The organism is Streptomyces coerulescens (genome assembly GCF_042657965.1).
GTDB lineage: Bacteria > Actinomycetota > Actinomycetes > Streptomycetales > Streptomycetaceae > Streptomyces > Streptomyces coerulescens.
On the sequence record NZ_JBHSKM010000032.1, the window covers coordinates 1 to 15,286 of the forward strand.

Genomic DNA, 15,286 nt, shown 5'->3' on the forward strand with positions numbered 1-15,286 from the left:
GAGGCTGCCAGGGCTGAGGGCGTAGCCGTCGTCCAGGTCGGGGTCGGCCTGGATGTCGCGGCTGCCGACGATACTGAGAGTTACTGGGAAAAATCCACCCGATGGGGTGAAGGTCACTCTCAGGCCCATGGCCAGCACGAACTGCCCTAACGCACCCATCTGGGCCAGCAAGGAACCCGTCGGTACTCCCGCCGAGGTGGGCCGAGACCGGTTGTGGGGTGTCAGGGAGGTCCGAGGTGCGGTGTATGGGCTCAACGTGCGTGTCGCGCGGTGGAGGTTCGCCTCCGGCGCGCCCGCAGCATGAATCCGCCACCAACCGCAAGCAGTGCGCTTCCGCCGGCCACGAGGGGCAGCGTGGTTGAGGGATCGGTCCCGGTCGCTGCGAGGTCGTTACCCTTCGTGTCCGCGCCAGCACTGGCCTCGACGGCCAAGGAATCTCCTGACTGCGCCTTCTTGCCGGAGGCAGCTGCGGGTGCCGGTACGCCGTTGAGACTTACCGCCACGGTGGCCTGCCCGTCGGCCGATTCCACGACCTTCACCTCGACCTTGTGGGCCTTGTCGGTAAGAGTCGTGCCCGCGGCGAGCGCGTCGGTGTTCGCCTTATCGGTGTACTTGGGTGTTATGTCGACCAGGCGCGCGTTCCAGTAGTCGCCCTTCGGGGCGCGATAGGCGTGAACTCCCTGGATGTTCTTGTCGAGGGTGCCGACCTCATTGCGCAGCTCCACCACGAGCCGGTCGTCACCGATTGGGATATCGAGGGCGCGCACGCCGGTACCGGGGCCGTAAAGCGAGCGCAGGGTGTACGTGCCGGACTTGCCGACCTTGACCACCTCGTCGCCCGACAACCACTTGCTGCTCAGCAGTTCGGGGGCGGTCAGGCCTGCTGCCGCGGTGCCGCCGCCCATGGGCGTCTTGTGGCTGATGTCCTCGCTGTCCTTGCAGCTGGCAACATCGGAGTCGGAGCAGTTGGTCTTCGCGTGGTGGGGGTAGCCGAAGTTGTGGCCGAACTCGTGGACCAGGACGCTCTGATCGACGCGGCCATCGGAGGGGATCCAGGTAATACCGCCACTGACGGAACCGAGTCCGCCGAAACCACAGCCCGCCTTCTCGTGGGGGAAAACGATCGACAGGTGGGCAAAGTCGTCCCAGCCCAACCCGTCCTTCTCGAGTGCCTTCAGCGTCTCCCGGTAGATCTGCTGGGTGTCGCATCCGGCGGCCATCGGCAGCTCGATCGGGCCGAGCACGCCATCCTGACCGGCAGGGCCGGGTGCGATGACGTCGGTGCGTCGGGTGACCTCGTTGTAGTACGAGCTCAAGGAGCCGGACTTGCCAAAGTAGGACTGCTTGAGCTCGCTTTGAGTCTTCTGCGCATCTGCGAATGCGCTGTCCGTGAAGGTAACCATCACGACCTGGACCTGCCGCGGCGGAGCATCGTCGGCGCTGGCGATTGACGGGGAGGCCACCGCCAGGGCAGTAGACGCGCAGGCGGCGGCTATGAGCATGACGCGCGGAGAGTAGCGCATGAGTGGAGGAATTCCTTCCGTGCGGGTGGACACGCGGCTATGAGGACCTCACGCGTGATGGCACTTGCGCCCCTTGTGACGCGAGGGTCGCATGTTGCTGCCATCTCCTAAGAGCTCTGCAGCTGTCGAGGATCCCGCCTCGTTACCGTGCCGTGATGTTTAAAGAGCGTTTTGTCCCGGCGAGGTTGTTTGGTTCGGGGTTCAGGTGTCGCGCCAGTTCGGGGTGGATTCGTTGGTGAGTCTGCGGCTTATGAGGTCGATCATCGCAACGTGGATTATGGCTTCGGATCGGTGTGGGTGGGTTTCGTAGTCGCGGGTCAGTCGGCGGTGATGCATCAGCCAGCCGAAGGTGTGCTCAAGGAGCAAGCCGTACTGCACACATAGACGAGTTGACGGCAGGGAATGTCCCGGTGATCGGGGTTGATGGCTTGCTGGACGCTGCTGCCGTCGTGTGTCGGCTGCTGGAGCGGCAGGCTGGGGTCGTTGAGGACGGTGAGTCGCGGTGTGCGAAGACGTCCGCGCTGAGCTCCCCAGAGCGGTCTGTGGGGGACGGTGCCGGAACTGCGCCGGGATCTGGTGGTGGGGCTGCTGTCCGAGCTGGTGGCACGGATGGTGACCGCGGCCCGCCAGGGCGGGGGAAGGGGTGATGACGACACCGGCGGCTCCGTGGAACCGGGTTGAGGGCAAGATCCAGCCGTGGCACCTGGACCGTCTCGCGGTCGTCTATGTGCGCCAGTCGACCCCGCAGCAGGTCATCGATCACGCCGAGTCGACCCGGCTGCAGTACGGACTGCGCCAGCGGGCGGTCGAGCTGGGCTGGGACGCGTCGCGGGTGCTGGTGATCTACGAGGACCTCGGCCACTCGGCGTCCGGCCTGGTGGCCCGGCCCGGCTTCCAGCGGCTGGTCTCCGAGGTCGGTCTCGACCATGTAGGGCTGGTGCTCGGGGTGGAGATGTCCCGCCTGGCCTGCAGCGGACGCGAGTGGCACCAGCTGCTTGAGCTGTGCGCCCTGGCCGGGGCCCTGCTGGCCGACCCGGTTGCCGATTCGGTCCTGGCCCTCGGCAGAGCACAACTCCCGGCACGGGGTGGGGCAGACACCGTTTCGGTCCCCAAGGGGGCTATTCCTCCCCACGCCGGGCTCTGAACCCACAGCTCCCAGATGAAGGGAAGACGACGTGCACCAGCTCGTTGGCGACACCGTTCGGAGGGCGGCGCCTCATCCTGCCACCGGGCAGCACAAAGGCCGTCCAGCTCCCACACGCGAGGTTCGATGAACTGCGGGCGCTGGCATCGGTATCCAGCACGGTGCCCGAGTGGCTCGTCGACGCCGTGCGCGCCCAGTGGCACATGGACATGGCCGACCGAAGCGTCGGCGAGGTCATCCTGGTCCGCGATGCGGGGCCGTACGAGTTCAGCAGGGCGACGTGGGAGCTCAACCTCGGCTGTGACTACGACTGCATCATGTGCTACCTCGGCGAGAAGCGGTTCGAGGGCCTTGACATGGCCGGGAAGCGGAAGCTGCTGGCCGTCATGCGGGACGCGGGCGTGATCTGGTTGCAGATGACCGGCGGGGAGCCGCTCATCGACCCGGATTTCCCGGAGGCGTACCAGCACGCGTACGAACTCGGCATGATCGTCGAAATCCTGTCTAACGGGTCACGGCTGCACAAGGACCACGTCCTGAGGCTGCTGGTCGCGAACCCCGTACAGCCGCAGCCCACACACACTGACGAGGACAGGTACGTTCGCGAGAACGGAGACCAAGCAGGACGTCACGAGCACGCCACCGCCCCGAGCGCGAGCAACGGTCCCGCTTCAGGGTGATGTTGGCGCCGGCGGGGATGGGGGTTGCTGCGGCGGAACCCACGCTCACGCGCACCGTCAGTCGGCCCTGAGCTCCAGGGCGATGGCCTGGGCCGGGTCGAGAAGTGGGGCGGCCAGGCCGACCTCGGCCAGCACCGATCCGGCGAGGCGGACCGTGCCGCGGGTGAGCCGGGGGACGAGGTGTTCGCGACGGCCAGAGCGGAGGTGTAGTACATAATCGGCAGCCCGATCAGGTAAACGAACAGGACGAACAGCGCCGCATAGGTGGGTCTGTCGCTACCGAGCCAGTCCTGGGCCAAGGCGCCGAGGCCGACAGATCGGAGCGTGGTACTCACCGCGCCGTCGTCCGTCTCCAGCATCCGGCCGGAGACCGTCGCGAACAACGACAGAAGGATCAGCGACGGGGACAGGAACACCATGTAGAAGAATCGGCGCAGCTTGACGCCGGACGCGAGGCTGACGGCCAGGAAGAACCCCAGGGTCAGCGCGGCGCCGATCGAGACCGCTACGAAGATCAGGTTGTAACCACAGTGGCGGCTGCGGCGCCAGCCCCCTTCTCGCGCTGGCTGCGCGAAGACCTTGACCGTGGTGGCAGGCCGACCGCCGTGTCGTCCATCAACAACCGCTCATCCACTGCGGCCAGCGGGCGTCGACAAGACCGGGGCCGCCCAGCCGGGTGGCGGCTCCGACCCCAGCGCCCCCACGACGTACCGCCTGCCCTTGATCCGACGCGGAAGTCCGCGCACACCTGAAATGTAAAGCATCGGCAAAATCGCGAGACGCATCGGTCCACTCTCGCTCCTGCCTCAGTGAAGAACCACGAGCCACCGCCGAAAGGAGCGCCGCCAGCACAGACCGCTGTTACGAACATCAGGAAGTCAGTGGATGGCGGTGCGCCCCAACCACAACGGTCGACTGCCCCCCCATACGTCGACGAGCACCGCCATCCGGCCTGCCCATGCTGTCCTCGCACCGCCGCACGTCACTCAATAAGGAGCCACCCAATGCCCCGACTGGGGGCCGCCCTGCGCGACCGGATCACCGAGTCGACCCGACTTGCACTCGAGCGCTACCGACCCCGGCCGGCGCAGGGCGGCGACGCGGAACTCGCCAGACTCGTCCACGCAGGCCGTGCACACGCCTTCGAGACCATCATCGGACGTCACTGGAGCGCTGTCGCCGCGTATCTGAGCACCTGCATGGACGACTCGGCTCGTGCGGATGATCTCGCCAACCACACCTTCGCGCATGCCTTCGACGCGGCAACCAACGGCGTGTTCCCCGTCGGCTCCTGGCGGCTCCATCTGCTCACCGCCGCACGCGGTCTGGCCGTGCGGGCGTGGGCGCAAGAGCCGAGCGGCCCGTTCAGTCGCGGTTTTCACCACTGGGCCGCGACAGGCTGCACCTGGCCAGTCGGTGGGCGCTCGCGTCTCGCTGCGGCCTATCGCATGCTGCCCGAGCACAGCAAGACCGCGCTGTGGCACAGCATCGTAGAAGGCGAGGGCCGCGCGGCGACCATTGCCTGTCTGGGCATCAGACGCGACGAGTTCGGCCCCATCACGAACCGGGCACGGACCAGTCTGCGCAACGCCCACCGGGCACTCCACCAACGGTTCACCGCGGCAGCAGTCGAGTGCACAATGTACGCACCCTTCCTCCTGGCCTCGGTCGAGGACGGATCCGTGGACCGGGCCTCAGCGCGACAGCGCGCCCGCGAACACATTGCAGACCACCTTGCGGACTGCACACTCTGCCGCGAGGCATACGAGGATCTTTCCGACCTCGACAACCAACTCCGTGACCAACTCCCACCGTTGCTGCTCGGCTGGTGGCCCGGGCCGTCGTACTACACGTTGCGCTCCATGCTGCCCGCCCCGCAGCAGCAGCCGGAGTACCTCCGCAAGGCGGTGCACCCCGGGACGTCCGCTGCACGTCCGCGCGCCGCCCACCGCAGCCCGCAGCTCGCCAGGCCGCTCGTCCTGTGCCTGGCCACGGCGGCCGTGGGAACGTCCGTGGCGCTCGGAGCGCATGATGCCCTGATCCGTCCCGCTGCCGAACAGCGCACGGACGACGAGTCGCTGACCACTGATCCGCCCGGGAGTCACAGCACCACTGGTATCCCCCTCGGTCGGAGCGGAGCAGATACACCAAGTGCCCTCGCGCGCGAAGCTCAGTCTTCCCCCTCCATGCAGCCTCCGAATCAGCCGGCCAAGGACCCGGTTCCCCTCCCAATGACGTCCCCGTCCCCCATCCAGACCGACGCAAGGCACCGGCCCCATGACGCCACCGTGCCGATCCAGGCGCATGAGTACACCCTGCAACAGGGCACGAGCCCACAAACCGGTGGCGCCCTGGCCTTGCACAGCGGCAGCCAACTGCGCTTCGACAACATCGACTTCGGTGCCGCACCGAAGACCTTCGCCACAATCCGACTGGCCGCCGGCTCCACCAGCACACCGGACGCCCGGCTCGCCCTGCACATAGACGACTCAGGCGCCCCCGACGCAATCCTGCCCGTACCGGCCTCCCTCAAGCCGCAGACCCTCTATGTCCCCCTTGACGAAGGCCGCACTGGGGTCCACACGCTTCACATCGAGGCCACCTGCCTGACACCAGGGCCATGCGTCTCCCTGTCCAGCCTCAGCTTCAGCTGACAAAGTAATCATATCCATAGCCATTTACAGATAAATGCTTCCCAATGTTCCCAGCAGGCACCACACTGTCTCCCGCACCACGACCAACTCACTCCTCGGGGGGCACCCCCATGTCGGCATCCGACGCAGAACTGGCCCGCGTCATCCGGGCCTCAGGACGGCACAGCGGCGGTGTGGACGATGCCCTCGAAAAGCTTTACCGCCGGCACGGGCCAGCCGTCCTCGCCTATGTGCGGACCTGCTGCCGGGACGGACACACCGTGGAGGACCTGACTCCGCGGCGTTCGCCCGCACCCTACAGGCGGTACGAGCCCGACGCGGCCCCGAGTCCGCGTGGCGTGGGTACCTCCTGTCAGTGGTCCGCCGTACCGCCGCCGACTGGGCGGCCACGGCCCGCCGCACCGATCTTTCACCGGACTTCGAACGCTGGCTGTAGTCCACCCCCGCCGAGGAGTGAGATCGAATCCCTGCCGGGTGGTTCCTCGCCCTGCCGCGTGATGCTGTTGTGCCTGATCAGCGCCATGCGGCTTGATGCTCAGTCCCCTGCGCGTCCACGTCCGCTCACGCATCGCTTACGCATCCCAACTCGGCGATCCACACTTTGCGTTGGTGGTCGGGTGGGCCGTCATGCCTCGACGACGGCCCGGCCATCCCCGGGCAAGCCTGCACGCTGGTGTCCGCCGCGGGCTGCGAGCTCGGCTCGCTCGACGGCGCCGCTCGCCTGGCCCGCGCCGCCGCCCTGTGTGCGAGACGGCCCGGTTACGCCGCTGTGGGCCTTCGCCGGTCGATACCCTCGCCGAAATCGCTTACTCCTTCGGTCGGTCCGGCGAGACAGCGAAGCTCGCCCAGTGCTCCCAGATGTTCACCGGACTCGGGGACCACGCACGCCACAGCTCTGTGGCCATCGAAAGGCGCCCATGGCCGTCGAGGCGATGCCGCCTCGACCCGGCAGGCGTTCAACGTCTCCCAGGGAGGCCGACCATGGGGAGAGCGGTGAGCTGCACGATGTGGTGGCCGACGAGTTCGGTTTCCCCGACGAATGGTTGGCCATGTCCATCAGCTCGATCTGCCTGCTGCTCGGCAACGGTGAGCAGGCCGATCCTTGTGGCCCGCACCGCACTTGAGATCGTTACCGGCAAGCCGACTTCGTCCCCATGCCACCCACGGCACCATGGCATCTACGGCGTCGCCCTCCCAGCACCTCAGTGGTTGCTTCCAGTTTCTGATATCGGCTGCCCCCCATGAGCCTCCTCACCATCCCCACCAGGCGCGCGACTTACCGACCCCGAGGAACTAAACACGTGACACGACAACTCAGTCGGCGAATCATGTCGCGCTCAGGTGCAGGCCAGCGCCCTCGTTGCGATGCCCGGGGCAACATTCAGGCCGAGAACACGTGTTGCTTTCTTGATCGGGAGATGGTTCGGGTGTGAAGGCCTGAGGGAGTGCCCTGATCCTGCCCACCGCAGGCAGAGCGAAGTCACAGTTACTGCACGGGGGAATAATGCGTGAATTGGATACGAGTGGTGATCGTTGACGACGAGATCCTCATACGGGAAGGCGTCAGACGGGTCCTCGACACTTTCCGGGGCGTGCGCGTCGTGGCCGTCTGCGCGGGGGCGCAAGCCGCTGGTGAGGCAGAGCGCTGGCAACCGGACTTGGTCCTGCTCGATGTCAGGATGCCCCACCGCAACGGCCCCTAGCCTCGATCTTTCGCGAGGGTCCGCCGACGGAGTCGATGGACCTTTCCGCTTTCCGGAGCTAAGGGTGGGCAGGCCGGCACGCAGAACACGTACGCCTTCCAGTCCACCGTGCCCGGCTCCAGGTGCGGCGCCGACAGCACCAGGCGCCGCCACGACCCGGACAGCAGCGACGTGTCGATCTCGTCGGGCCCGACCTTCTTGCGCCCCATCAGGTCGGGCAGCGACTTCAGCGCCTTCAGCACCGGCAGTCCCTCCGGGGTGGCACCGAATTCGACGACCTGGACGAGGAGGGCCAGGAACGGCCGTACGGTGGGGAACCGGGTGACCAGCATCGCCCTCCATGCCTCGTCCGCGTCGGAATCCAGCGGCGGGGTCAGCTCGAACAGCGCGACGATCGCGGCAGCCAGCTCCTCCCGGGGCACCACCTGCTCGATCTCCGCCCACATCGCCTCCAGCGTCTCGACCTTCGGCGCCGCGATCTCCCCGGTGTCGGTGTCGACCTGCTCGGAGGTGGTGTCGAACACGACCCGGAACGCGGCCGCCAGCCGCATCCCGGCCCGCTCCACCCTCGGCAGCGTCTTCAGCTTCTGCTTCGCCGTCTCCCGCTCCGCCCTCGCCAGCAGCTTCGTCGCGATCAGCACCTCCAGCAGATCAAGCGCGTCGTCGACCGCCCTGCTCGTCAGGTAAGCCGCCGTGGCCAACAGGGTGGCCAGGCGCCGGGAGTCGCCGTGACGGCGCAGCAGCGACGCCTTCCCGTCCACGCCGTACCGCGACAGCTCCGCCAGCCGGCGCGGCGGTATCCCCGACACGTCCAGCTCACCCATCCCGAAGTCGGCGATCTCCTCCGCCCGCTCCAGCGCCCACTTCATCTGGGGACCGGAGATCCGTACGGGTCCGCGCCGCAGCCGGTCCAGTTCCGACACACGCGCGCCGGGCGGCACGGTCAGCAGCGAGTCGAGCACCGCCCGCTGACCGGTGCTCAGCAGCCCGTAGAGGCTGTCCCACAGCCGCTGGTTCGCCGCCTCCCGCACCGACGCCACCAGACGGGCAAGCGTCGTCACGCCGGGCAGCAGCACCCGGCGCTCGCGCAGCCAGCCCACCGCCGCGTCGAACAGCGCCTTCGGCCCCTCCCCGGTCGTCCACGCCCGCGCGTCTGCCCACACCCGCAACTCGGCTTCCGCCTCGGCGAACTCCGTGTACTCCAGGAGTTCGCGCAGCTCCCACACGTGCTCGAACCGGGTCTTCTCCCGCTCGCAGTACGCCTTCAGTACCGAGGAGTCCTCGATGCCGAGCTGCTCGGCGAGGTAGTCGATGACCTCCTGCGGAACGTCGGTCAGGTCGTCCAGGAACACCCCGAGGTACCGCACGGTCGTCAGCTGTATGCGAAGCCCAGCCGGTTGTGAGCCCGCCACTTCGCCTAGACCAGTTCCCGGTCCGCGTCGTCCAGGAAGAAGAACCGCTCCAACTCCGTACGGGACGGCGCCCCGTCAAACGCCGCGTACGCGGCGGCTTGCACATCAGTCAGGAACTCAACCGGCACCCCGGACCTCCACACAGTCAATGATCAACACGACTGTCGAAGGTTCCGCCCCCACAGAAGGCCAGGTCAAAGCACTCTCAGCCACACGACAGGCTTAGCGCCAGTTTTCGTTCCGATGTTCCTCAACCCCCGGATCCACCGGGTCCCCATTGGGCTGAACAAGGCAGCCGTCCCGCCATGCGGCGCATCTGCCGAACGGGTGGCTTCGCGGCAGCGAAGGGCTAATTGGTGTACACCAATTAATACCCGAAGGTAACTGGTCTAAACCTCTTGACCGGGTTGAAGGCTCAGAGCATCGTCATAGGACCGGCGCATTGTGGAGTTCTCGCCGTAGCTCGCCTCCCTCACAGTTGGCAGCGCGAGCAGTCCTGAACGCGTGATCGCAGGGCCCCGTCATGCCCTTTTCAGGAGTCGACATGAAACCAAGGCGCACTTCCAGACGTTTCGTCTCAGGGTTGATCGCTCTGGCCCTTCTCTTCGCACCTCTCCTCGTTCTGCGCGACGCACCCCCCGCTTCGGCCGCTGTCAACAGCGCCCCGCCGGGAGTCGTCCCCGCCATTCAGCAGTGGACCGGCGGGACCGGACAGATCCACCTCACCTCGTCGAGTCGCATCGTCGCGGCCCCAGGCGCCCCGGCAGGCATGAAGAGGCTTGCCCATCAACTCGCTGCGGAAGCAGCCGAGTTGACACCAATTCGATTGAGCGTCGCCGCAGGCGGCCCGGCCGCCGGTGACATCGCACTGCGGCTCGACCCCAATGCCGACTTCGGCGCCGCCGAACCGGCGCTGCGTCCCGAGGCGTACCGCCTGACGGCGGCCGAGGGATTCGTCGACATAGTCGGCGGCGGTGACAAGGGGCTCTACTACGGAACCCGTACACTCCTGCAGGCCGTCCTCGGCTCGGCCGACCACGCCAGCCTGCCGACCGGAACAGCCGTCGACTACCCGAACTACGCGGTGCGCGGCTTCATGCTGGACGTGGGCCGACGCTACTTCACCCCCCGCTTCATCGAGTCCTACCTGCGTTGGATGGGATGGCTCAAGCTCAACACTCTGCAACTGCACTTGAACGACAACGAAATCGGAGCACCGGGCGGGGACTGGTCCAAGGCCATCTCCGCGTTCCGGCTCAAGAGCTCCAACCCGGCCTTCGCCGCTCTGGGGGCGGAGCAGGGGTACACGCGCCAGGACTGGGACTCCTTCGAGAACACCGCCGCCGCGAACGGCGTCACGATCATTCCGGAGATCGACTCACCGGCACATTCCCGGGCCTTCATCGAGTTCAAGCCTGAGCTGGGTCTCAACAACGGCAACTCCGACCACCTGGACCTGAGCAAGCCGGAGACCACCGCTTTCATGAAGAGCGTGTTCGCCGAATTCGTTCCCTGGTTCCGTGGGCCGGCCGTTCACATCGGCATCGACGAGTACCCGTCGCACCTCGCCGACCAGTACAAGGCCTACGTCAACACCCTGGCCCCGTACGTGCGTTCACTCGGCAAGACGGTTCACGCCTGGGGCAGCTTCTCCGCGATGTCCGGAGGCGGCTCGGGCTACGACAAGGGTATGGTCATCAACAGCTGGAACAACGGCTGGTATTCGCCCAAGAGCGCCATCGCCGACGGCTACAAGGTCATCAACACCAACGACAGCTGGCTGTACGTCGTCCCCTTCGCGAACTACTACCACGGCCAAGGGCTCGATGGTCAGCACATCTTCAAGAACTGGGAGCCGCATCTCTTCGGCGGTGGGCAGGATCTTGCACCACAGGACCCGGATCTCCTCGGCGCGATGCCTGCCGTATGGAACGACCTGGTCCGCACCGACTACACCGAACTCCAAGTGCACGCCCTCGTTGACAAGAGCTTCGAGGCGCTTGCTCAGAAGATGTGGTCAGGCGGTGCGGCCGGCACCGACTACGCGGCCTTTCAGAACCGGGTGACTGCCGTCGGCAAGGGCCCCGGAACCGCCTACCTGCCCCCGCACCGCACACCGGGTGACCATGCATACGGACGCCCGACCGGGGCCTCCTCTACGGAGACCCCGGCCTTCCCAGCCACCTACGCCGTCGACGGCGACGCGGCCACCCGCTGGTCCAGTCAGTACAGCGACGACCAGTGGCTGAGCGTGGACCTCGGCAGCGTTCGGTCCATCAGCTCCGTCCGCCTCAGCTGGGAAGCGGCCTATGGAAGGGACTACGACATCCAGGTCTCCAGCGACGGCACCAACTGGAGGACCGTCACCGAGCGCCGAGGTCGTGCCACGGCCGGAAACGACACACTGGCGTTCTCCTCGACCGACGCCCGTCACGTCCGCATGCAGGGCGTCACCCGCGGAACCCGCTACGGCTACTCCCTCTACTCCCTGGAAGTCTTCAGCTGACCGCCGTTCGACTCTGATCCTGCGTGGCTGCACCACGCAGGATCACCCGGGCCGCCAGGACGGTCATGGTCAGTGCCAAGGCCGAGACTGTCCGTTTCACCCGCCGCCCGCGCAGTCGTAGCGGCGCCCGCGAGCACGCCGGAGGCCGCGGCACCGGATACCGCGGCCGCCAGGAATCTCCGGAGTGCCACATCCACCGTGCTTCCCGTGTCGACCCTCCGCAGGCGCGTTGTGAGTGAGTCAGTGTGATCTTCCGAATGCGGCGTCGAAGGAGGCCGACGGCGGGCTGAAGTCGTACTCCTTGAGTCTGGCCAGCGCCTCGGGGGCGCCCTGGAGCCGGTCCATGCCGGCGTCTTCCCACTCGACGGAGATGGGGCCCTGGAAGTGGATGAAGCGGAGCATGCGGAAGATGTCCTCCCAACGCACGTCGCCGTGGCCGACCGAGACGAAGTCCCAGCCGCGGCGCGGGTCGCCCCAGGGCAGATGGGAGCCGAGGCGGCCGTTGCGTCCGTCGAGGCGCTTGCGGGCGTCCTTGCAGTCGACGTGGTAGATGCGGTCGCGGAAGTCGTAGAGGAATCCGGCCGGGTCGATGTCCTGCCAGACGAAGTGGGAGGGGTCGAAGTTCAGGCCGAACGCCGGGCGGTGGTCGACTGCCTCCAGGGCGCGCTGGGTGGTCCAGTAGTCGTAGGCGATCTCGCTGGGGTGGACCTCGTGGGCGAAGCGGACGCCCTCGGCGTCGAAGACGTCGAGGATGGGGTTCCAGCGATCGGCGAAGTCCTGGTAGCCGCGCTCGATGGTGGCTTCGGTGGCCGGCGGGAACATCGCGACCAGATGCCAGATGGCCGAGCCGGTGAAGCCCACGACCGTGTCCACGCCGAAGACCGCAGCCGCCCGAGCGGTATCCATCATCCTCACGGCGGCACGCTGCCGTACGCCCTCGGGGTCGCCGTCGCCCCAGACGTCGGGCGGGAGAATGGCCTCGTGACGCTCGTCGATGATCGTGTCGCAGACGGCTTGGCCGACTAGGTGGTTGGAGACGGCCCAGCACTTGAGGCCGTACTTCTCCAGGAGTTGACGACGGGAGTCCAAGTAGGTGGGGTCGGTGAGCGCCTGGTCGACCTGGAAGTGGTCTCCCCAGCAGGCGAGTTCCAGGCCGTCGAATCCGGCGTCGCGGGCAATGCGGCACACGTCCTCCAGGGGCAGGTCTGCCCACTGGCCGGTAAAGAGGGTGAAACGGTGGCTCATGACGCACGTCCTTCTTCGTGGTCGGAAGGGGAGACGGGGGTGTAGACACTGTCCTTGGACGCGCTCTCCTCGACAGCGGCGAGTACCCGCTGGACCTGGAGGCCGTCGGCAAAGGAGGGAGAGGGTCGGGAGCGGTCGGCGATGGCCTGCACGAGGTCGCGGGCCTGGTGGACGAGGGTGTGCTCGTAGCCGAGTCCGTGGCCGGGCGGCCACCAGCCGTTGAGGTAGGGGTGCTCGGGTTCGGTCACCAGGATGCGGCGGAAGCCCGCCTCAGTGGCGGGGACGGTGCCATCGAAGAAGTGCAGTTCGTTGAGCCGCTCGAAGTCGAAGGACAGGGAGCCGCGCTCGCCATTGACCTCGAACCGCAGGGCGTTTTTGCGCCCGTGGGCGAATCGGGTGGCCTCGAACGACGCGAGTGTGCCGGATGAGAAGCGGCCGGTGAACAGGGCAGCGTCGTCGACGGTGACCCGGCCGCGGCCGCCTTCTGGCGAAGCGGCGAGACCGGCCGAGACGCTGGACAGAAGGGGGCGCTCCGGGACGAAGGTGTTGGTGACCGCGCTGACACCGATCAGTGACTCATCCGCGAGGAACTGGGCGAGGTCGACGATGTGCGAGCCGAGGTCGCCCAGGGCGCCTGACCCGGCGGTCTCCCGCCGTAGACGCCAGGTGAGCGGGAACTCGGGGTCGACGAGCCAGTCCTGAAGGTACGTCAGACGGATGTGCCGGAGGGCGCCGAGCCGACCGGCCCTGATCAGGGATCGTGCCAGCGAAATGGCGGGCGTTCGCCGGTAGTTGAAGCCGACCATCGCGACCAATCCGGGGTTGCGCTCGGCGGCGGCGACCATCGCTTTGGCTTCTTCGACTGTGTTGGCCAGTGGCTTCTCGCACAGCACGTGTTTGCCGGCGTCGAGTGCGGCGACCGCGATGTCGGCGTGGCTGTCTCCGGGAGTGCAAATGTCGATGAGGTCGACGTCGTCTCGTGCGATCAGGGCCCGCCAGTCGGTCTCGGCGGACGCCCAGCCGAGGCGGTCTGCCGCAGCGTGGGTTGCCTGCGCGTCACGGCCGCACACCGCCGTGAGGTGTGGCTCCAGTGGCAGGTCGAAGGCGCGGCTCGCGGTACGCCAGCCCTGGGAGTGGACGGCGCCCATGAATGCGTAGCCGACCAGGCCGATGCCGATGCGCGGCTTGTGGGGGACGGTGGATCGGCCGGCGTACCCCGCGTGAACGGGTTCCTGTTCCACCGATTCGGTGCGTGCGGGCTTCATGTGCGCGAGTTCTCCTTGACGCGGCCGGGGCGGGCGCGGTGCGGCGCGCCCGCCCCGGTACTCAACGGCGGTGGGACGAGCCCCCGGTGCGGTTTACTTGAACCCGGTGGCCATGTACTGGGCGACGTTGGCCTTGTCGACGACGGCCGAGTAGAGGGTGATGGAGGACGGGATCTCGAACTCGGCCATGCCGCCGAGGCCCTTGCCCTGGCCCAGCGCCCGCGCCAGATCGATCGCCGAGGCGGCCATGGTCGGCGGGTAGAGGACGGTCGCCTTGAGGACACTGTTGTCAGCCTTGATGGCCTGGAAGGCGGAGAGTGCGCCCGCGCCGCCGACCATCAGGAAGTCGTCGCGCCCGGCCTGCTCGATGGCGCGCAGCGCACCCACGCCCTGGTCGTCGTCGTGATTCCACAGTGCGTCGAAGTTCTTGTTTGCCTGGAGCAGCGCGGCCATCTTGGCCTGGCCGGACTCGACCGTGAACTCGGCGGCCTGGCGGGCCACCTTCTTGATGTTGGGGTAGTTCTTCAGCGCGTCGTCGAAGCCCTGGGTGCGCTGCTTGGTCAGCTCAAGGGTGTCCATTCCCGCAAGTTCGATGACACGTGCGTTCGGCTTGTCCTTGAGCTTCTCGCCGATGTAGTGCCCGGCGTTCAGGCCCATGCCGTAGTTGTCGCCGCCGATCCAGCAGCGGTACGCCTGCGGGGAGTTGAAGACGCGGTCGAGGTTGATGACCGGGATGCCCGCGCGCATCGCCTTCAGGCCGACCTGGGTGAGCGCCTTGCCGTCGGCCGGCAGGATCACCAGGACGTCGACCTTCTTGTTGATCAGCGTCTCGATCTGGCCGATCTGGGCGGCGGTGTCGTTGGAGCCCTCGGTGATCTCCAGCGTGACGTCCTTGTACGTCTTGGCGCGCTCACGGGCGTTGACGTTGATGGCGTTGAGCCAGCCGTGGTCGGCCTGGGGTCCGGCGAAGCCGATCGTGACCGGCTTGCCGGGCTTTCCGTCGGCGACGGGGGCTTGTTCGGCCGAGTTGTCGCTGGAGCCGGAATCGTTGGAGGTGCATGCGGTGAGCAGCGCGCCGGCCGACACGGCGGCGGTGCCGAAGAGCAGTCTTCTGCGGATGGGGTCGACTTGCTGAGCCATGTTCGTGTCTCCTT

At 67.1% G+C, this 15,286-nt stretch carries 10 protein-coding genes and 2 pseudogenes; 6 read left to right on the plus strand and 6 right to left on the minus strand.

Translation table 11 applies throughout. The annotated features are described in order from the left end of the window. Positions 1-251 precede the first annotated feature (251 nt). Both ACFPQ9_RS34610 and ACFPQ9_RS34615 read right to left on the minus strand, forming a co-directional pair. A complete protein-coding gene (locus tag ACFPQ9_RS34610; protein WP_380862324.1) occupies positions 252-1,523 on the minus strand; it encodes an LPXTG cell wall anchor domain-containing protein in 1,272 nt (423 codons plus the stop codon). A 201-nt stretch (positions 1,524-1,724) separates the two neighbouring features. After that, positions 1,725-1,886 (minus strand): annotated as a pseudogene (locus ACFPQ9_RS34615) (IS5 family transposase); the annotation flags it as partial. Between the two features lie 283 nt (positions 1,887-2,169). On the opposite strand from ACFPQ9_RS34615, the gene ACFPQ9_RS34620 reads away from it, so the two are divergent. The 5 genes from ACFPQ9_RS34620 to ACFPQ9_RS34640 all read left to right on the plus strand — a co-directional run bounded on the left by ACFPQ9_RS34620 (position 2,170) and on the right by ACFPQ9_RS34640 (position 7,704). Beyond that, entirely contained in the window at positions 2,170-2,667 is a 498-nt protein-coding gene (locus ACFPQ9_RS34620) for a recombinase family protein (protein WP_380862326.1), read from the plus strand. A 161-nt stretch (positions 2,668-2,828) separates the two neighbouring features. Continuing rightward, complete coding sequence (locus ACFPQ9_RS34625) at positions 2,829-3,347, plus strand: radical SAM protein (RefSeq protein ID WP_380862328.1); 519 nt, start codon at positions 2,829-2,831, stop codon at positions 3,345-3,347. A 1,199-nt stretch (positions 3,348-4,546) separates the two neighbouring features. Further along, positions 4,547-6,001: a carbohydrate-binding protein gene (locus ACFPQ9_RS34630; RefSeq protein WP_380862330.1), complete on the plus strand. Its 1,455-nt coding sequence runs from the start codon at positions 4,547-4,549 to the stop codon at positions 5,999-6,001. Between the two features lie 917 nt (positions 6,002-6,918). After that, a complete protein-coding gene (locus ACFPQ9_RS34635; RefSeq protein ID WP_380862332.1) occupies positions 6,919-7,125 on the plus strand; it encodes a hypothetical protein in 207 nt (68 codons plus the stop codon). 402 nt (positions 7,126-7,527) lie between these two features. Continuing rightward, complete coding sequence (locus ACFPQ9_RS34640) at positions 7,528-7,704, plus strand: response regulator transcription factor (protein WP_380862334.1); 177 nt, start codon at positions 7,528-7,530, stop codon at positions 7,702-7,704. Between the two features lie 77 nt (positions 7,705-7,781). On the opposite strand, the pseudogene ACFPQ9_RS34645 reads toward ACFPQ9_RS34640, so the two are convergent. Further along, positions 7,782-9,244 (minus strand): annotated as a pseudogene (locus ACFPQ9_RS34645) (DUF4158 domain-containing protein); the annotation flags it as partial. Between the two features lie 416 nt (positions 9,245-9,660). Here ACFPQ9_RS34645 and ACFPQ9_RS34650 point away from each other — a divergent pair. Beyond that, positions 9,661-11,622, plus strand: a complete 1,962-nt coding sequence (locus ACFPQ9_RS34650) for a family 20 glycosylhydrolase (RefSeq protein ID WP_380862336.1) — start codon at positions 9,661-9,663, stop codon at positions 11,620-11,622. Positions 11,623-11,862: 240 nt separating this feature from the next. On the opposite strand, the gene ACFPQ9_RS34655 is transcribed toward ACFPQ9_RS34650, so the two are convergent. The 3 genes from ACFPQ9_RS34655 to ACFPQ9_RS34665 form a co-directional block, all read right to left on the minus strand. Continuing rightward, the gene (locus tag ACFPQ9_RS34655; RefSeq protein ID WP_380862338.1) at positions 11,863-12,867 is read right to left on the minus strand and encodes a sugar phosphate isomerase/epimerase family protein; all 1,005 of its coding nucleotides are present in this window, start codon (positions 12,865-12,867) and stop codon (positions 11,863-11,865) included. Beyond that, positions 12,864-14,132: a Gfo/Idh/MocA family protein gene (locus tag ACFPQ9_RS34660; protein ID WP_380862340.1), complete on the minus strand. Its 1,269-nt coding sequence runs from the start codon at positions 14,130-14,132 to the stop codon at positions 12,864-12,866. The genes ACFPQ9_RS34655 and ACFPQ9_RS34660 overlap by 4 nt, the downstream gene beginning before the upstream one ends. Before the next feature lie 93 nt (positions 14,133-14,225). Then, positions 14,226-15,272, minus strand: a complete 1,047-nt coding sequence (locus tag ACFPQ9_RS34665) for a substrate-binding domain-containing protein (RefSeq protein WP_380862342.1) — start codon at positions 15,270-15,272, stop codon at positions 14,226-14,228. Positions 15,273-15,286: the final 14 nt, after the last annotated feature.